Annotated in this window: 18 protein-coding genes; 16 read left to right on the top strand and 2 right to left on the bottom strand. The window is 62.2% G+C overall.

All coding sequences use genetic code 11. The annotated features are described in order from the left end of the window. Positions 1-11: 11 nt before the first annotated feature. Positions 12-722, top strand: coding sequence for a glycoside hydrolase family 25 protein (locus NKJ06_RS05425; RefSeq protein WP_352809314.1), 711 nt, complete (start codon positions 12-14; stop codon positions 720-722). A 42-nt stretch (positions 723-764) separates the two neighbouring features. Here NKJ06_RS05425 and NKJ06_RS05420 read toward each other — a convergent pair whose 3' ends face one another. Both NKJ06_RS05420 and NKJ06_RS05415 read right to left on the bottom strand, forming a co-directional pair. Beyond that, on the bottom strand, positions 765-1421 hold the full coding sequence (locus tag NKJ06_RS05420; RefSeq protein ID WP_352809313.1) for a uracil-DNA glycosylase: 657 nt from the start codon (positions 1419-1421) through the stop codon (positions 765-767). An 11-nt stretch (positions 1422-1432) separates the two neighbouring features. Then, positions 1433-2014: a LabA-like NYN domain-containing protein gene (locus NKJ06_RS05415; RefSeq protein WP_023762095.1), complete on the bottom strand. Its 582-nt coding sequence runs from the start codon at positions 2012-2014 to the stop codon at positions 1433-1435. 329 nt (positions 2015-2343) lie between these two features. Here NKJ06_RS05415 and rpoZ point away from each other — a divergent pair, with 329 nt between their 5' ends. From rpoZ to NKJ06_RS05340, 15 genes are all read left to right on the top strand, one after another. Further along, entirely contained in the window at positions 2344-2745 is a 402-nt protein-coding gene (rpoZ, locus tag NKJ06_RS05410; RefSeq protein WP_023762094.1) for a DNA-directed RNA polymerase subunit omega, read from the top strand. A gap of 128 nt (positions 2746-2873) precedes the next feature. Continuing rightward, positions 2874-5102 carry a RelA/SpoT family protein gene (locus NKJ06_RS05405; RefSeq protein ID WP_352626895.1) on the top strand — a complete coding sequence of 743 codons (2229 nt, stop codon included), beginning with the start codon at positions 2874-2876 and terminating at the stop codon, positions 5100-5102. Between the two features lie 127 nt (positions 5103-5229). After that, positions 5230-5808, top strand: coding sequence for an orotate phosphoribosyltransferase (gene pyrE / locus NKJ06_RS05400; RefSeq protein ID WP_352809312.1), 579 nt, complete (start codon positions 5230-5232; stop codon positions 5806-5808). 10 nt (positions 5809-5818) lie between these two features. Then, positions 5819-6211, top strand: a complete 393-nt coding sequence (locus NKJ06_RS05395; protein ID WP_352809310.1) for a VOC family protein — start codon at positions 5819-5821, stop codon at positions 6209-6211. Between the two features lie 14 nt (positions 6212-6225). Further along, positions 6226-6636 (top strand): RidA family protein, encoded by a 411-nt coding sequence (locus NKJ06_RS05390; RefSeq protein WP_352809308.1) that lies wholly within the window; start codon positions 6226-6228, stop codon positions 6634-6636. 258 nt (positions 6637-6894) lie between these two features. Then, positions 6895-7494, top strand: a complete 600-nt coding sequence (locus NKJ06_RS05385; protein ID WP_352809306.1) for a DUF2062 domain-containing protein — start codon at positions 6895-6897, stop codon at positions 7492-7494. Then, positions 7491-7904, top strand: a complete 414-nt coding sequence (acpS, locus tag NKJ06_RS05380; protein WP_352809304.1) for a holo-ACP synthase — start codon at positions 7491-7493, stop codon at positions 7902-7904. The genes NKJ06_RS05385 and acpS overlap by 4 nt, the downstream gene beginning before the upstream one ends. Before the next feature lie 78 nt (positions 7905-7982). Continuing rightward, positions 7983-8732, top strand: coding sequence for a signal peptidase I (lepB, locus tag NKJ06_RS05375; protein ID WP_352626907.1), 750 nt, complete (start codon positions 7983-7985; stop codon positions 8730-8732). Continuing rightward, positions 8732-9487, top strand: coding sequence for a ribonuclease III (gene rnc, locus NKJ06_RS05370; RefSeq protein ID WP_352626908.1), 756 nt, complete (start codon positions 8732-8734; stop codon positions 9485-9487). Before lepB ends, rnc begins: the two co-directional genes overlap by 1 nt. Beyond that, positions 9484-10410 carry a GTPase Era gene (gene era, locus NKJ06_RS05365; RefSeq protein WP_352626909.1) on the top strand — a complete coding sequence of 309 codons (927 nt, stop codon included), beginning with the start codon at positions 9484-9486 and terminating at the stop codon, positions 10408-10410. Before rnc ends, era begins: the two co-directional genes overlap by 4 nt. Before the next feature lie 87 nt (positions 10411-10497). Next, a complete protein-coding gene (locus tag NKJ06_RS05360; RefSeq protein ID WP_352626911.1) occupies positions 10498-11391 on the top strand; it encodes an aminoglycoside phosphotransferase family protein in 894 nt (297 codons plus the stop codon). Positions 11392-12061: 670 nt separating this feature from the next. After that, positions 12062-13156: a porin gene (locus NKJ06_RS05355; RefSeq protein ID WP_352626912.1), complete on the top strand. Its 1095-nt coding sequence runs from the start codon at positions 12062-12064 to the stop codon at positions 13154-13156. A gap of 136 nt (positions 13157-13292) precedes the next feature. Beyond that, positions 13293-14069, top strand: coding sequence for a DNA repair protein RecO (gene recO, locus NKJ06_RS05350; protein ID WP_352626913.1), 777 nt, complete (start codon positions 13293-13295; stop codon positions 14067-14069). Continuing rightward, a complete protein-coding gene (locus NKJ06_RS05345; protein ID WP_352626914.1) occupies positions 14066-14584 on the top strand; it encodes a PaaI family thioesterase in 519 nt (172 codons plus the stop codon). Before recO ends, NKJ06_RS05345 begins: the two co-directional genes overlap by 4 nt. An 83-nt stretch (positions 14585-14667) precedes the next feature. Further along, positions 14668-17433, top strand: a complete 2766-nt coding sequence (locus NKJ06_RS05340) for a DUF2339 domain-containing protein (protein ID WP_352626915.1) — start codon at positions 14668-14670, stop codon at positions 17431-17433. Position 17434 lies beyond the last annotated feature (1 nt).

Raw genomic sequence — 17434 nt, 5'->3', positions numbered from 1 at the left:
GGGCCATTCGTTTGAAGAACCGGATTGTCCTCTTTGGTTTGGCCAGCCTGGTCTTGGTATGTTTCGTTGCAGCAGGCGGATATCTCTATTTCAGATCGTTCTCGCCGGACCGCAATAAGTATCCCGTCAGAGGCATCGACGTCTCCCATCATCAGGGCCAGATCGACTGGCGGCGTGTAGCCGCCGATGATATCGCCTTTGCCGTCATCAAGGCGACCGAAGGCGGCGATCATGTCGATGATGCCTTTTCCACCAATCTGCGTGAGGCTCGCGCCGCCGGTCTGGCTGTCGGCGCCTATCATTTTTTCACCTTTTGCCGGCCTGGCGCCGACCAGGCCAAGAATTTCATCTCGGTGGTGCCGCACGATCAGCCGCTGCTGCCGCCGGTCGTCGACATCGAGTTCGGCGGCAACTGTCCGCAGCGACCAACGCCCGAGCAACTGAACGCCGAACTGGCCGCATTCCTCGGCCCCGTCGAGGCGGCGTTCGGCAAGCCGGCGATTGTCTATCTGACCGACGAGGCGGCACAGATCTTTGCCGGGCGCATTGCTGCCCGCCGGCTCTGGCTTCGCTCCTTGCTTCTGGAGCCGGACCGCGACGACTGGGTCTACTGGCAATACCACAACAGGGGCCGTGTCGACGGCATCAGCGGCGATGTCGATCTGAATGTGCTGCAGGGTGGGCCGGCCGTTTTGGCCGCGCTGTCTGCGCCGCCACGCTGACAAGCCTGCCGACACCCGTCTCTATTTCTGCAGAAACAGCCTCTATGTCCGAAGGAACGTCGCTATCTGGCTGAAAACGCTGACGAACATCGCTTCGGTCAGCACACCGGTATTGGTGTTGTAGCGTGAGCAGTGATAGCTCGAAAACAGCGTGATGCCGTCGGCCGGCAATTGTCCGCCATGCTTGAACGGATAGGCGGCGACGCGACCGCCCAGCGCCCGCACGGTCGACTGGTGCGCGATCGATCCCAGTGTCAGCACGGCGCGCAGGTTGGGGAACCGGGCGATCGTCGGCACCAGGAACGTCCGGCACGTGGCAATCTCGGCGCCTACAGGCTTGTTCTCAGGCGGCACGCAGCGCACCGCATTGGTGATCGCCGTGCCGACAAGCTCCAATCCGTCGTCGGGTCTGGCCTTGAATTCACCGCGCGCAAACCCGTGCGAAATCAGCGTCGAGTAGAGCAGGTCGCCGGCAAAGTCGCCGGTGAAGGGACGCCCTGTGCGGTTCGCCCCGCGCAGCCCAGGCGCCAGCCCGACGATCAGCAATTGAACCGCGGCGTCGCCCTCCGGCGGCAAAAAAGTCGGCACCGGCGCGTTGAACCAGGATGGTTCGCGCTGCCGCCACTCGGCGATGAAGTCATGCAGCCGTGGGCAGAGCGGGCAGTCGCGATCGGGTTCGGAGGCGGAAAGGGCGGTCAAGGCGACCGGCCTCAATAGTCGTCCTCGTCGACTTCGGCGGGCTCGGGCCTGCGCACCGGCCGCTCGGATGGATCGCGGCCAACCTCGTTCTTCAGTGTTGTCAGGTCGATGAAATGGTCGGCCTGGCGGCGCAGATCGTCGGAGATCATCGGCGGCTGCGAGGCCATCGTCGAGACGATCGAAACCTTGCGGCCGCGCCGCTGCAGCGCCTCGACCAGCGTGCGGAAATCGCCGTCGCCGGAAAAGATGACGTAGTGGTCGACGACATCGGCGAGTTCCAGCGCATCCACCGTGAGCTCGATGTCCATATTGCCCTTGATCTTGCGGCGGCCGGTCGAGTCGGTGAATTCCTTGGCCGGCTTGGTGACCACCTTGAAACCGTTATAGTCGAGCCAGTCGATCAGCGGGCGGATCGAGGAGTATTCCTGATCCTCGACAAGTGCCGTGTAATAATAGGCGCGCAGCAGATAACCGCGCTTCTGGAAGCTCGCCAGAAGCTTGCGATAATCGATGTCGAAGCCGAGCGCGCGCGACGTCGCGTAGAGATTGGCGCCGTCGATGAATAGGGCGATTTTTTCACGAGGGTCGAACATGGAAAATATTCCTTCTCGAAATAAACGGCCGTCTAAACGAAATGCGATAGCGACGTTCGGTCAGGCTCATAATAAACCGGCTGACCTCAAACGCCATTCGAGATAGCGCCAGTTTCGCGGCAATCCAAGGGCGTGTTGCGGCACCGCAAGCAATTGTGATCGGAACACCGAATGCGTAAAGCACAGGCTGGTTTTGCGGAATCGGGTGTTTGACCGAGAGATTGGGCGCCCTGCAGCCCAGCCATTGCCATGATGCTTGTATTTTGGCGGCGTTCGGGTTATGGACCGCGCCTGTTTTCCATCAAATCCATCGTATGAAAGGGGCATCCATGGCCCGCGTAACCGTTGAAGATTGCATCGACAAGGTCGACAACCGCTTCGAGCTGGTGCTGTTGGCCGGCCACCGCGCCCGGCAGATCAGCCAGGGCGCGCCGATCACCGTGCCGCGCGACAACGACAAGAACCCGGTCGTGGCGCTGCGCGAGATCGCCGACGAGACGTTATCGCCCGACGACCTCAAGGAAGATCTGATCCATTCGCTGCAGAAGCATGTCGAGGTCGACGAGCCCGAGGCCGATGGCGAGGCGATTGCCGATCAGACCGGCGCCGCCGTTGCGGCCACCGACGCCGATGACACCGAGGAGAACATCACCTTCGACCGGATGACCGAGGAAGACCTCCTGGCCGGCATCGAGGGTCTGGTGCCGCCGGAAAAGAGCGACGACTACTAAGCGAGCGCTCTGGACCTGCCTGGAATACGTTTCCGGCACTTCCGTCCAGTCAGTTTCGTGGCTATCTATGAGGTGCGCCGTACGCTAGTGCGGCGCATCAATCATTTCAGCACCGCGAGATTCCGCCCATGATGCGTCAGTATGAGCTTGTCGAGCGCGTCCAGCGCTACAAGCCTGACGTCAACGAGGCGCTGCTCAACAAGGCCTATGTCTATGCCATGCAGAAGCATGGCCATCAGAAGCGTGCTTCCGGCGATCCCTATTTCTCGCATCCGCTCGAAGTCGCTGCCATCCTCACCGAAATGCATATGGACGAGGCGACGATCGCGGTCGCCCTGCTGCACGACACCATTGAGGACACCACGGCGACGCGGGCGGAGATCGACGATCTGTTCGGCCCCGAAATGGGCAAGCTGGTGGAGGGCCTGACCAAGCTGAAGAAGCTTGACCTCGTATCGAAGAAGGCCGAGCAGGCGGAAAACCTGAGAAAGCTTCTGCTGGCGATTTCGGAAGATGTCCGCGTGCTTCTTGTCAAGCTCGCCGACCGCCTGCACAACATGCGCACCCTCGACCATATGCCGGAGGCCAAGCGCCTGCGCATCGCCGAGGAGACGATGGACATCTATGCGCCGCTGGCCGGGCGCATGGGTATGCAAGGCATGCGCGAGGAGCTGGAGGAGATCGCCTTCCGCTTCATCAATCCTGAAGCCTATCGCGCCGTCACTGCACGGCTTGTCGAAATCTTCGAGCGCAACAAGGGGGTGCTGACGGACATTGAAAAGGCGCTGTCCACGCTGTTCGAGAAGCATGCGATCAACGCCAGCGTTAAGAGCCGCCAGAAGAAGCCGTGGTCGGTCTTTCGCAAGATGGAGGCGAAGGCGCTGTCCTTTGAGCAGCTGTCCGACATTTTCGGCTTCCGCGTCGTCGTCGATACGGTCGAGGACTGCTACCGGGCGCTTGGCGCCATCCACACCGCGTGGTCGATGGTGCCGGGCCGCTTCAAGGATTACATCTCGACGCCGAAGCAGAATGACTACCGATCGATCCACACCACCATCGTCGGGCCGTCGCGCCAGCGCGTCGAACTGCAAATCCGCACCCGAGAGATGAACAAGATTGCCGAATACGGCGTTGCCGCCCATTCGATCTACAAGGATACCGGCGGCAAGACGAACGGTGCCGCCCACGCGATCTCGAAAGAGACCAACGCCTACGCCTGGCTGCGGCGCACCATCGAGCAGCTTGCCGAGGGCGACAATCCGGAAGACTTTCTCGAAAACACCAAGCTGGAACTGTTCCAGGACCAGGTGTTCTGCTTCACCCCGAAAGGCATGCTGATTGCGCTGCCGCGCGGCGCGACACCGATCGACTTTGCCTATGCGGTGCACACCGATGTCGGCGATACCTGCGTCGGTGCCAAGGTCAACGGCCGCATCATGCCGCTGATGACGGAGCTGAAGAACGGCGACGAGGTCGAAATCATCCGCTCCAAGGCGCAGGTGCCGCCGGCGGCGTGGGAATCGGTCGTCGTCACCGGCAAGGCGCGCTCGGCCATCCGCCGCGCCACCAAGAACGCCATCCGCAAGCAGTATTCGGGTCTCGGCATCCGCATCCTGGAACGCGCCTTCGAGCGCGCCGGCAAGACTTTCACCAAGGAGAGCCTGAAGCAGGTGCTGCACCGGCTGGCGCGCAAGGACATCGAGGATGTGCTGGCCTCAGTCGGGCGGGGCGAGCTTGCCTCCGCCGACGTCATGAAGGCGGTATTCCCCGACTACAAGGACGAGCGCGTCACCACGGCCGCACCCAAGCCGCGCGAGGAGGGCTGGTCGAAGATCCGCAATGCCGCCGGCATGCTGTTCCAGATTCCGGGCCGCGCCGCGCGCAAGGACAAGGATCAGCCGCGCGACGGCGCCGTGCCGATCCGCGGCGTGCGTGGCGACTTGCCGGTGCGTTTCGCGCCGGAAGGGGCAGTGCCTGGCGACCGCATCGTCGGCATCGTCCAGCCGGGCACCGGCATCACCATCTATCCGATCCAGTCGCCGGCGTTGCAGGCTTTCGACGACCAGCCCGAGCGCTGGATCGACGTGCGCTGGGACATTGACGAGCGCACCAAGGAGCGCTTTCCGGCGCGCGTCTCGGTCACCGCCATCAATGCGCCGGGTTCGCTCGCCGATATCGCCCAGGTGGTTGCGTCGAACGACGCCAACATTCACACGCTGTCGATGGTTCGCACCGCGCCCGACTTCACCGAAATGCTGATCGATCTCGAAGTCTGGGATCTGAAGCACCTCAACCGGCTGCTGTCGCAGCTCAAGGACAATTCGAGCGTCAGCGATGCACGGCGTGTGAACGGGTGAATAGTGAATAGTGAATAGTGAATAGTGAATAGTGAATAGTGAATAGTGAATAGTGAAAGAAGGTGCTCACTACCATTCACCATTCACCATTCACCATTCACCATTCACCATGGTCATGGAGAAAACAATGAACACTGATGAAGTGCTGGGCATTTTCCGTGAGGCCGGTGCTGTTCTAGAAGGGCATTTCATTTTAACCTCGGGCCTGCGCAGTCCGGTCTTCCTGCAGAAGGCGCGCGTGTTCATGCATGCCGACAAGACCGAGCGTCTGTGCAAGGCGCTGGCCGAGAAGATCCGCGCTGGCGTGCCCGGCAAGATCGACTACGTCGTCGGCCCGGCGATCGGCGGGCTGATCCCGGCTTACGAGACCTCGCGCCATCTCGGCGTGCCGGCGATCTGGGTCGAGCGGGAAGGGGGCGAGTTCCGGCTGCGCCGTTTCGAGATCGCCAGGGGCGCGCGTGTCGTCATCGTCGAGGACATCGTCACCACCGGCCTGTCGATCCGCGAGACCATCGAGTGCCTGCGCGAGCTTGGCGCCGAAGTGGCTGCCGCCGCCTGCATCATCGACCGTTCGGCGGGCAAGACTGATGTCGGCGTGCCGCTGATCGCACTCGCCGAATATGAGGTTCCGGCCTATCCGGCCGACCGGCTGCCGCCGGAGCTGGCCGCCATCCCGGCGATCAAGCCCGGCAGCCGCAACATCTGACGGGGAGGCGGTGATGATCGCCGGCATCGATCATTTCGTGCTGACGGTCGCTTCGCTGGAAGTGACCTGCGCTTTTTATCAGCGCGTGCTGGGCTTTGAACGCATCGATACGCCGGGCCGGCCGACGGCGCTGGCTTTCGGCAATCAGAAGATCAACGTGCATGAGATCGGCCGCACCTTCGAACCGAAGGCGAAGGTACCAACGCCCGGCTCGGGCGACTTCTGCCTGGTCACCGACCGGCCGCTGGACGAAGTCAGCACCCGTCTCGCGACTAACGGTGTGGCGGTGGAACTCGGTCCGGTCGAACGTGTCGGCGCCCGTGGCCCGATGATGTCGATCTATTTTCGCGACCCGGACGGCAATCTCGTCGAGGTCAGCGAATACGAACGCGGCAAGACCTGAAGGTCTGATCTCGAATGGCAACAAGTTTCAATCCACCCGGGATCTGGCAGCCTTTCGGTGCATTTTCGATGCTGAAAATCCAGGGGTCAGGTCAGATCGTTCATCTCAAGGGACAGGTTTCTCTCGACAGAGAGGGCCAGATCGTTGGCAAGAACGACATGCGCGCTCAGGTCCGTAAGACATTGGAAAACATTCAAGCGATTCTCGTATCCGTCGGTGGCACGATGGCCGACATCGTCTCTTTGACCCAGCATGCCACCGATATAGATCAGTTCTTGGCCGCGGCTGACATTCGCAAGCAGTTTTTCGCCGAACCGTTTCCGGTCACCACCACCGTGCAGGTGGTACGCCTCTATCACCCTGACTTGCTGATCGAGATCACGGCGATTGCGGAAATTCCTCGCGACCGGTTCAGGCAGCCGTAGAACATTCACAATCTGCGGGATGGTTACGTGGCCTTCCTCAAATCCGCCGTGATTGTACTATGTTGGGCAGCCCAACGCCGATCTCGAGTGCCGCAAGCGACCCAGCGCCGCCAGCCCGTCGGTTGTTCTTCGGCCGGCCCGTCGCTATATCAAAGTCGTTGTTGCCTTTAGGCGACCGTAAAGCGCAGGATATGGCTGTCGTACCCCGGCTTGGAATGGCTGGGGTAGTGGTGTTGGTGAACCAGGAATTGGACCAGAGTGCTTTTTCGACGCCGCAAGCCTGATGGCCTTTTCGACCGGGTGCGCACCTATCTTTGGCCGCGCCGCTCGTTTTCACGCTCGCTTCAATATTTTTCCAAGCGCATCCTGCGGCTGAAGGCCACACCGCATGCGGTGGCGGCCGGCGTCGCTGCCGGTGTCTTTGCTTCGTTCTTTCCCGTCGGTTTCCATTTCATCATCGCTGCCGTCCTGTGCTGGGTGATCGCCGGCAATCTGGTGGCGGCGGCGCTTGGCGCGGTGTTCTTTGGCAATCCACTGACATTTCCGCTGCTATGGGGTGCCTCCTGGGAAACAGGCAAGCTCATCCTGCATGACCGCCTGCCGCAGCACGGCCCGCCGGCACATCTGGGCGAAATGCTGCACAACCTGTCCTTTGCGCAATTGTGGAAACCTATCCTTGAGCCGATGCTGATCGGAGCGGTGCCGCTCGGACTGGTCTTCGGGCTCTTGTTTTACGCCATCACGCGATGGGGCATGAACGCTTTCCGCGAGCAGCGGCGCAAGCGCCTGGCCGAGCGCGCAAGCCGGCATCAGCAATCGTCTCATCCCAGCGCAAGCATCGGTTCCGCCGCACGATGATCATCGGCATCGGCAGCGACCTGATCGATATCAGACGCATCGAGAGGTCGCTGGAGCGTCACGGTCAGCGTTTCATCCAGAGAATCTACACCGACGTCGAACAGGCCCGCTCCGAGAACCGCCGGGCGCGTGCGGCGTCCTACGCCAAGCGCTTCGCTGCCAAGGAGGCCTGCGCCAAGGCGCTGGGCACCGGTCTGGCGCAGGGCGTGTTCTGGCGCGACATGGGTGTCGTCAACCTGCCCAGCGGTGCGCCGACCATGGCGCTGACCGGAGGGGCACAGGCGCGGCTGGCCAAAATCCTGCCAAAGGGCCATCGGGTGGCGATCCACCTCACCATCACGGACGATTTCCCGCTCGCTCAAGCCTTTGTGATCATCGAGGCGTTGCCCGTCGAAGAAGCGCCACATTGATTGCATCTGACGACCGGCATTGACGTTGCCCAGCGCGCGCCGAGACTCTATACCATCCAACGCACAATCGAGGACGACATGAGCGTGGCTGAAAAAACTGAGAAGAAATCCGGCGGCCTTGGCGAGACCGTCAGCGTCATCGTCCAGGCGCTTTTGCTCGCCCTGGTCATCCGCACGCTCTTGTTCCAACCCTTTTCGATCCCATCGGGATCGATGCGGCCGACGCTTCTGGAGGGCGACTATTTGTTCGTCACCAAATGGTCCTACGGCTATTCGCGCTATTCGCTGCCCTTCGGCCCCGACATTTTTTCGGGCCGCATCTGGGGCTCCGAGCCCAAGCGCGGCGACGTGGTGGTGTTCAAGTTCCCGCCTGATCCGTCCATCGACTACATCAAGCGCGTGGTCGGCCTGCCGGGCGACAAGATCCAGGTCAAGGACGGCCAGCTGTTCATCAACGGCGTCGGCGTGCCGCGCGTGAAAACTGGCCAGATCGACAATCCTGACATCACCGAGGAATCGCGACCTATCGACGTCTATCGCGAGACCTTGCCCAACGGCGTCAGCTACGACACGCTCGACCTGAATTCGAACTCGATCGGCGACAACACGCGCGAATTCGACGTGCCGCCTGGCCATTATTTCATGATGGGCGACAACAGGGACAATTCCGCCGACAGCCGTTTCACCGTCGGCTACGTCCCCGAGGAAAATCTGGTTGGCCGCGCCAATCTTGTTTTCTTCTCGATCGCCGGCAAGGCGAGCCCGCTCGAAATCTGGAAGTGGCCGTCGCTGATGCGTGCTTCGCGCCTGTTCCACTTCGTCAATTGATGGCTTTGAAGCGCCCGACAGGCGAAACACTGGCCGGTTTGGTGAAGGCCAAGACCGGCCATGTCTTCCAAGACATCCGCTTGCTCGAAACCGCCTTGACGCATTCCAGTGCGGTCAAGGCGGCAAGCAACAATCAGCGTCTCGAATTCCTTGGCGACCGCGTGCTCGGGCTTGTCGTCGCCGATATGCTTTTTGAAAAGTTCCCTGACGCGCCGGAGGGTGAAATCGCGCCACGCTTCAATGCGCTGGTCGATGCGAAGACATGCTCCGAGATCGGCATCGAAATGCAGTTGGAGGATCTGGTCCGGGCCGACGCTGCCTTGAAGATGCGGTCGCGTGGCTCGGGCGGAAACTATCTGGCGGATGCGGTCGAAGCTCTGATCGCGGCGGTTTACGTCGATGGTGGCATCGACGCCGCGCGGCGCTTCGTCCTGCGTTATTGGGAACCGCGCTCGCGGACGGTCGTGGCAAAGCCGCTCAATCCGAAATCCGATTTGCAGGAATGGATTGCCAAGACCAGCGATGCGCGCCCCGAATATGTAATCGAAAAGCGCGAAGGGCCGGACCATCAGCCTATCTTCACGGTTTCCTTGCAGGTCCGCGGCTTTGCGCCGATAAGCGGCACCGGCGGCTCGCGCAGGGCCGCCGAAGAAGCGGCGGCTTCGGCATTTCTTTTGCGCGAAGGCGTCTGGGCCACCGCACCGGCCCAAAAAACGGAGGGCGCGCGGCGCTCTAATGAAGGGAGCGCGGCATGACCGCCACCGAAGAACCGGCAACGGAAGCTGCCCCCACGCATTCCGGCTTCGTCGCGCTGATCGGCGCGCCCAATGCGGGCAAGTCGACGCTGGTCAACCAGTTGGTCGGCGCCAAGGTGTCGATCGTCACTCACAAGGTGCAGACGACCCGCGCCATCGTGCGCGGCATCGCCACGCATGACAATGCGCAGATCGTTTTCGTCGACACGCCTGGCATTTTCAAGCCGAGGCGGCGGCTCGATACGGCGATGGTAACCACCGCCTGGGGCGGCGCCAAGGACGCCGATATCGTGCTGCTTCTGATCGATGCCGAGCGCGGCATCAGGGGCGACGCCGACGCCATCCTCGAACGGCTAAAGGATGTGCGCCAGCCGATGGTGCTGATCCTCAACAAGGTCGACCGCGTCAAGCACGAGGCGCTGCTGGCCTTGTCGGCGGCAGCGAACGAAAGGGTGCCGTTCAAGCGCACCTTCATGGTTTCGGCGCTCACCGGTTCCGGTTGCAAGGACGTGCTCGACTATCTCGCTGAAACGCTACCCGTCGGTCCCTGGTACTATCCCGAGGACCAGATTTCGGACCTGCCGATGCGCCAGCTGGCCGCCGAGATCACCCGCGAAAAACTTTATCTCAGGCTGCATCAGGAACTGCCCTATTCCTCGCATATCGAAACCGAGAAATGGGAAGAGAAGCCGGACGGCTCGGTGCGCATCGACCAGACCATCTATGTCGAGCGCGACAGCCAGAAGAAGATCGTGCTTGGCCACAAGGGCGAAACCATCCGCGCCATCGGCCAGGCGGCGCGCATGGAAATAGCCGGCATTCTCGAACAAAAGGTGCACCTGTTCCTGTTCGTCAAGGTGCGCGAGAACTGGGGCGACGACCCCGAGCGCTACCGCGAGATGGGGCTCGAGTTTCCGCGCTAAAGCAGGATCCCGAGCCGAAGGTCCGCGCAGCGAAAAGCGGAACCGGTTTTCGGAAAAGACCATGCTCAACAAATCCGCTCCCGATCCATGGACAGCAAGCTGAACATCGACACAGCGCTTGTCAGCCGATTGATCGCCACGCAATTCCCCCGCTGGAAGGATCTTGCGGTCAGGCCGGTCGAGTTTGGCGGCTGGGACAACAGGACCTTTCATCTCGGTGACGAGATGACCGTGCGGTTGCCGAGCGCCGCGGCCTATTCCCTACAAGTGGAAAAGGAGCATCGCTGGCTGCCAAGGCTGGCGGCTCTGTTGCCGCTGCCGATCCCCGTGCCGCTGGCGATGGGAGTTCCGGCTGAAAACTATCCCTGGCATTGGTCCGTCTACCGCTGGATCGAAGGCGAGACGGCAAAGCGCGAGCGTATCGCCGGCCTGTCGCAATTCGCGGCGGATTTGGCCGCGTTCCTGGTTGACTTGCAGCGTATCGATCCCACCGGCGGACCGGCGCCGGGACAGCACAACTTCTTTCGCGGCGGACCGCTCAGCGTCTACGATGGCGAAACCCGGGAGGCGATCGCCGCCCTCGACGGCAAGATCGATACCGACGCCGCAAGTGCGGTGTGGGAAGCAGCGCTTGCCGCGACATGGCACGGTGCGCCGGTCTGGTTCCACGGTGACGTCAGTTGGGGAAACCTGCTGGTCAGGCAAGGCCGGCTGAGCGCGGTGATCGACTTCGGAACTTCGGGCATCGGTGATCCCGCCTGCGATCTGGCGATTGCATGGACGCTGTTCGAAGGCAAAAGCCGGGAGATGTTTCGCGCTGGTCTTTCGGCTGACGAGGCCATGTGGGCACGGGGTCGTGGCTGGACGCTGTGGAAGGCGCTGATCACGATGGCCGGACACATCGGCGTGAATCCCGTCGAGGTTGAAAAATCCCGACATGTAATCGATGAAGTGCTTGTCGATCACGCTCAGCGGGCTTGAGGCGCCTGGTCGATGCGGCCAAAAACCCCGAGCGGTTTCTGAAAGATTTCGGATAGCTCCATAGGGCATATTGTTCGGCGGCCTCGCCGTTGCGGGCACGATCTGCCTCCATTCGCGCAGCCAACTCACATAGATCGTCTTCGGCGCTTGGCCGCTGTCACAATCGGCAACGCGACAGCGCTTTGGGAGTTTCGATCGCCTCGGCAAAATGGCGGTTGGCCTGGCGGGCACCATCGATGCTTCATCACGACGATAGAGCGCGATCATTCAGATGAATGTCATCTGGCGATGGAGAGCAGCGGCAGGAATCAGTTCGATTTCCACGAAAACGAGGTAGATATTGCGAATTTGACCGCCATAGCGGAAATTTGATGCGTTGAAGTATAATTAGCCGCGAAAGAATCCGCGTATATATTGAATATATGACGTTGTGCCGATTGTGCCATTCGCAGCGTGCATAAGTGTTATTTGTGCAACACAGCGTTATTCTGTTATCTGAATCGGAGTTATTTCAAAAATCGTCATTGAAGGCGGAAGACCGATGGGTATGTTCGCGACCGAAAAGGGGGAGCGGTGCGAGCCCTTTTCACTGTGGGGGTGAGGCGGGAAAACATTGCCGCCAGCCACAAATCCGAAGCCATTTTAAAACTATGACTGGAGAGGTCAGCAAATGAATATCAAGAGCCTCCTTCTCGGCTCAGCCGCGGCACTGATCGCGGTGTCCGGCGCTCGTGCCGCGGACGCTGTCGTCGTCGCCGAACCGGAACCGGCCGAATACGTCAAGATCTGCGACGTCTACGGCGCTGGCTACTTCTACATTCCGGGCACCGAGACCTGCCTGCGCATCGGCGGCTACATCCGCTATGACGCCAGCTTCGGCGACGGCAATCGCGTGCTGGACGGCACCAAAGCCATCGATTCCCAGGATGGCGGCATCAACGATACCTGGAACAAGAACGCGCGCTTCACGCTGAAGACCTGGACGGGCCAGGAAACCGAACTCGGCACGTTGAAGACCTACACCGAGACGCGCTTCAACTTCGGTAGCGTTACCACGGCCAAGGGCGCAGATGGCTTCGCGATCGACAGCGAAGCCGGCAACAAGGCTGCCGATCTGCATTTCGCCTGGATCCAGCTTGGCGGGTTGCGCGTCGGCAAGGACGAAACGGCCTATGACTCCTTTATCGGTTATGCCGGCAACGTCGTCCAGGACACGATCATTCCTTACGGCCTCAAGGACACCAACCTGATCAGCTACTACTTCGATGCCGGCAACGGCTTCTCGGCGGTGGCCTCGCTCGAAGAAGGTTCGGGCGCCGAGACCATCGACAGCTACGTTCCGCATGTCGTGGGCGGTGTAAAGTACAAGGGCGACTGGGGTGCGGTCACCGCGGTCGGCGCTTACAACAGCAACTGGGAAGAATGGGCTGGCAAGGCTCGCCTCGACATCAAGGCGACCTCGGATCTGACCCTGTTCGCCATGGTGGGCTACGGCACCGACGATAACAAGGCGACCAACTTCTACAAGCCATGGACTGGCAACTTCGCCGTCTGGGGCGGCGGCACCTACACCGTCAACAAGAAGGTCCAGCTCAACGCCCAGGTCTCCTACACCGACTTCCAGGACTTCGCGGTTGCCGCGAACGTCGCCTACACCATCGTCCCCGGCTACACGATCACGGCCGAAGTCGATTATTTCAAAAATTTCGACGACAAGTTCGAGGATGGCGTCGGCGGCATCGTTCGCTTCCAGCGCTCGTTCTAACGGATCGACCGACCTTACCAAACCACCCGCAGCACATCGCTGCGGGTGGTTTTTGTATGCTGATGTGAGATGTCGGCTTTCCGGGCGCCAAACCCAACCCTTGATTTCGCCATCCAACAGGTGAAATGCTCTTGGCATGGAATGGCGCGACGAGGGAATCATTCTCGGCACCCGCAAGCATGGCGAAACCAGCGCCATTCTCGAGGTGATGACACGCGCGCATGGCCGTCATCTCGGCCTTGTTCGTGGCGGCCGTTCGCGCAAACAGCAGCCCGTGCTCCAGCCCGGCAATCGCGTCGACCTGTTATGGCGGGCGCGGCTTGACGAGCATCTCGGCACGTTCCAGGCCGAGGCGATCGAGATGAATGCCGCCCGGCTGATGGACAGCGCCGTCGCCGTCTATGGACTGCAGACCATGGCGGCGCATTTGCGCTTGTTGCCCGAGCGCGACGCGCATGAAGGTCTCTACCAAACGCTTGCCGTGATGATCGCCCATCTCGACGATGCCGATGCGGCCGGCGAACTGGTGGCGCGATTCGAGCTTCTGGTGCTGGACGAACTCGGCTTTGGTCTCGATCTCACTCAATGCGCCGCCACCGGCACGCGCAAGGACCTGGCCTATGTCTCGCCGAAGTCGGGTCGCGCGGTATCGCGCGAAGCAGGCTTGCCATGGCGCGACAAGATGCTGGCCTTGCCGGCCTTTCTGCAGCGCGGCTCCGGCCTGCGCGCCGATCCGGCAGCGGTCGACGATGCCTTCCGGCTGACCGGTTTCTTCTTAACCCGCCACGTCTATGAGCCGCGCGGCATAGAGCCGCCCGACGCTCGCGCCGGCTTCCTCGCCGCATTGCGCAAACACGACGCGCGCGGCAAGGCCATTGTCGGCGAGGACGCTGCCAGAGAAATCATCACATGAGCGAGGTCGAACTTTATCCGGGCCGGGTCTCGCCGCTCGGCCTCGGCACCATTCCGCATGCCGATATCCTGAAATACAGCGGCTTGGAGCTGCTGCAGCGCATCATCGACGGCAAGTATCCGGCGCCGCCGATCTCTTTCCAGCTCAGCTTCGCGCTGACTGAAGTGTCGGAAGGCCGTGCCGTGTTCCGCGGCGTGCCCAATGAGCGCCACCTCAACCCGCTGGGCGGCGTGCATGGCGGCTGGGCGGCGACGCTACTCGATTCGGCACTGGCCTGCGCCGTGCAGACGCTGCTCGTCAGGGGTGAGGCCTATACGACGGCCGAGTTCAAGGTGAATTTAACGCGGCCCATCACACCGAAAACCGGCGAGGTGGTCTGCGAGGGCAAAGTCGTCCACAAAGGCCGCACGTTGGCCGTCTCGGAAGCTACGTTGAAGGATGCCGGCGGCAAGCTGCTGGCTTTCGGCACCGAAACATGCTCGATCTTTCCAGCGGCCAATCTGGCGGCACGTTGAGTTTTGCGGCCGTTTGGCCGCCGCATTTGAGTGTCAGTGAGACTGAACGTCAGTGAAAACTGGCCTGGTTTGGGGGAACCGCCATGTTTGAAAGCCTGATCGGCCTTGTCGCCATCATCGCCTTGTTCGTCATCATTTCGCGTCAGCAAAGCCGCATTGGCCTTATCGAGCGCGAGCTTGGCGCGCTGCGCAGCCTGGTTCTTTCCGGCGCCGTGCCGCCCGCGGCCAAGCCGTCCGAACAGGCCGCGCCCGATAGTGCGCCCGCTGATGTGGCTCCGGCCGCTGTGGCAGCGGCCGACATTCCCTCGCCCGTGATAAGCGAGCCGGTCTCCGCACAGGCGCCAGCTATGGAAGCGGAAGCCTCGACTGGTGAGGTCGTGTCCGGGCCATGGACGCCAAGCGAGGCGGCGCCGAAGGCAGCGGAACCCGCCGTAGCGGCGAAAGCCGCGCGCCAGTCGGATGTCGAAACCGCGCTTGGCATCCGCTGGGCGGTCTGGGTCGGCGGCATCGCCCTGGCGCTGGGCGGCCTGTTCCTGATCCGCTACACCATCGAGGCCGGCATTTTCGGTCCGGGCGTGCGGCTGACCATGGCTGGGGTGCTCGGCCTTGTGCTGGTCGCCGGCGGCGAATTCATCCGCCGCACCGGCTTCAAGGTGCCGGTGCAAGACGCTGCCGGCGCCTATATTCCAGCGATCCTGACGGCTGCCGGTGCCTTCATCCTGTTCGGCACCGTCTATGCCGCGCATGGCATTTACGGCTTCATCGGCCCGGCACTTGCCTTCACGCTGCTCGGCGCCATCGGCGTGGCGACGATCGCAGCCGCCCTTGTCCATGGTCAGGCGCTGGCCGGCATCGGCCTCGTCGGCGCCATGGTGACGCCGGTGCTGGTCGCCTCGCAGGCGCCCAATCCCTGGGCGCTGTTCGGTTATCTCGTGATCGTGCTCACCGCCACCGGCATCATCGCCCGCATGCGCGACTGGAAGGCGCTGATGGCGGCTGCCTTTTTCGGCACCGGTGCCTGGACCATCCTCTACATGACCGATGCACCGGGGGCGAACCTCTCCGCCATCCTGTTCATCGACGCCGTCACGCTCGCCGTGCTTGCTTTTGTCTGGCTCGCTCGCCGTGGCGATGAAGCCGGCCCAGCCACGGTTTTCGATTGGCCGTCCATCGTGCCTGGGCTGTTCGTCGCATTCTCGGCGCTGGGCCTGTCGGTCGACCCGGTCTTCGCCGCCGCCGGCTATGCCTTGCAGGGCGCGGTGGTGATAGCCGCGATGGTGGCCGTCGCGCTCTATCGCCGGCTGGCGCTGCCGCTGCTTTATGCAGCCGGACTGGTCACGGTGCTGATCTATCTCGGCATCATCCCGCCAACGTTGATCGCTTCCGATTTTTCGGGCGGTGCCCTGGGCGTCGATGGACTGCCCGTGGCCACGTCCAATGCGCTGACATTGCGCATCGGCATCGCACTTGGCCTGGTCTTCATCGGCGCCGGCTTCTGGGCCGCGCGCAGGTCCGCCGGCGAGACGCAGATCCGCGCGGCCTCATGGGCAGCGTGGGGCGTCATCGTCCCGCTGGTCATCCTGCTGGCACTCTGGTTCACCTTCGGCAATCTCGACCTTGACTTTGTCTACGCCGCCGTCGCGGCATTGCTGGTCGTGGTTTTCGCCGCTGGCGGCGAGTGGATCGCGCGGGCCGAAGAACCGCCGCTCAAGGGCGGCGTCGCGGTGTCGTTTGCCTTGGGCGGTGCGGCCGTCGCCGGCCTGCTGCTAATGCATATGGCTTTCGATTCCGGCTGGACCACCATCCTGCTCGGTGCGGCGGCCATCGTGCCGGCGCTGGCCACGCGCTGGCGCTCCTATCCGGTGCTCGGCTGGATTTCGGTCGGCGCGGTGATCGCCGTGCTTGGCCGCGTCGCCTTCGACCCGACCATCGTCGGTGCGGAGTTCCTCTCCACGACACCGGTGTTCAACTGGCTGTTGCCGGGCTACGGTGTGCCGGCCCTGGCCTTCGGCTTCGCCGCCTGGCAACTCGCGCGCACCACCCCCACACCACCAATGGCTGGCAATGGCCGGCCGCGCCTCGCCATGGAAGCGGCGGCGGCACTGTTTGCGCTGCTCACGCTCGCCATGCTGGTGCGCCATGCCATGCATGGCGGCGTCATCGACACGGGTGCCATGACGCTGGCTGAACAGGCGATCTACACGCTGATCGCCATCGGCGCCGGCGCCATCCTGGTCGCCATCGATATGCGTTCGCCAAGCTCGGTGCTGCGCTATGGTTCGATGGCCGCCGGTGTGATCTCGGTCGCCTTCATCGTTGTCCGGCATTTCGTGGTGCTGAACCCTTTATTCACAGACGAATCAACAGGCCGGATCCCGGTGTTCAACCTGTTGTTCCTCGCCTATCTCTTGCCGGCGGTCGCCGCCGGCGGGCTAGCGCTCTATGCCAGGGACAAGCGGCCGAAATGGTATGCGCAGATGCTGGCCGTGGTGGCGGCCGTGCTTGCCCTGGCCTATGCCACACTGTCGGTCAGGCGGCTGTTCAAGGGCGAGTTCATCGGCTTGTGGAGCGGGCTCGGCCAGTTGGAGACCTACACATATTCGGCGCTCTGGCTGATCATCGGCGTCGCGCTGCTCACCGCCGGCGTCTGGCTGAAGTCGCAGGTGCTGCGCATTGCCTCCGCCGCGCTGATCGCGATCGCCGTGCTGAAGGTCTTCATCTTCGACATGTCGGAGCTGGAAGGCGTGCTCAGGGCACTGTCCTTCATCGGCCTCGGTGCGGTGTTGATCGGCATCGGTCTGTTCTACCAGCGGCTTTTGACGCGGGCGGCTAAGTCCGAGATTGGGTAGG

The sequence above is a fragment of the Mesorhizobium sp. M0293 genome, from assembly GCF_040321735.1.
GTDB lineage: Bacteria > Pseudomonadota > Alphaproteobacteria > Rhizobiales > Rhizobiaceae > Mesorhizobium.
The sequence above is the reverse complement of the archived record's forward strand: the minus strand, read 5'-3'. Positions and strand labels throughout refer to the sequence as shown.

Bases quoted from the DNA above. Each gene is read 5' to 3' on its own strand.
- NKJ06_RS05415 (WP_023762095.1), bottom strand. From the start codon at position 2,014: ATGTTCGACCCTCGTGAAAAAATCGCCCTATTCATCGACGGCGCCAAT.
- rpoZ (WP_023762094.1), top strand. From the start codon at position 2,344: ATGGCCCGCGTAACCGTTGAAGATTGCATCGACAAGGTCGACAACCGC.
- NKJ06_RS05405 (WP_352626895.1), top strand. From the start codon at position 2,874: ATGATGCGTCAGTATGAGCTTGTCGAGCGCGTCCAGCGCTACAAGCCT.
- pyrE (WP_352809312.1), top strand. From the start codon at position 5,230: ATGAACACTGATGAAGTGCTGGGCATTTTCCGTGAGGCCGGTGCTGTT.
- NKJ06_RS05390 (WP_352809308.1), top strand. From the start codon at position 6,226: ATGGCAACAAGTTTCAATCCACCCGGGATCTGGCAGCCTTTCGGTGCA.
- acpS (WP_352809304.1), top strand. From the start codon at position 7,491: ATGATCATCGGCATCGGCAGCGACCTGATCGATATCAGACGCATCGAG.
- lepB (WP_352626907.1), top strand. From the start codon at position 7,983: ATGAGCGTGGCTGAAAAAACTGAGAAGAAATCCGGCGGCCTTGGCGAG.
- rnc (WP_352626908.1), top strand. From the start codon at position 8,732: ATGGCTTTGAAGCGCCCGACAGGCGAAACACTGGCCGGTTTGGTGAAG.
- era (WP_352626909.1), top strand. From the start codon at position 9,484: ATGACCGCCACCGAAGAACCGGCAACGGAAGCTGCCCCCACGCATTCC.
- NKJ06_RS05360 (WP_352626911.1), top strand. From the start codon at position 10,498: ATGGACAGCAAGCTGAACATCGACACAGCGCTTGTCAGCCGATTGATC.
- NKJ06_RS05355 (WP_352626912.1), top strand. From the start codon at position 12,062: ATGAATATCAAGAGCCTCCTTCTCGGCTCAGCCGCGGCACTGATCGCG.
- recO (WP_352626913.1), top strand. From the start codon at position 13,293: ATGGAATGGCGCGACGAGGGAATCATTCTCGGCACCCGCAAGCATGGC.
- NKJ06_RS05345 (WP_352626914.1), top strand. From the start codon at position 14,066: ATGAGCGAGGTCGAACTTTATCCGGGCCGGGTCTCGCCGCTCGGCCTC.
- NKJ06_RS05340 (WP_352626915.1), top strand. From the start codon at position 14,668: ATGTTTGAAAGCCTGATCGGCCTTGTCGCCATCATCGCCTTGTTCGTC.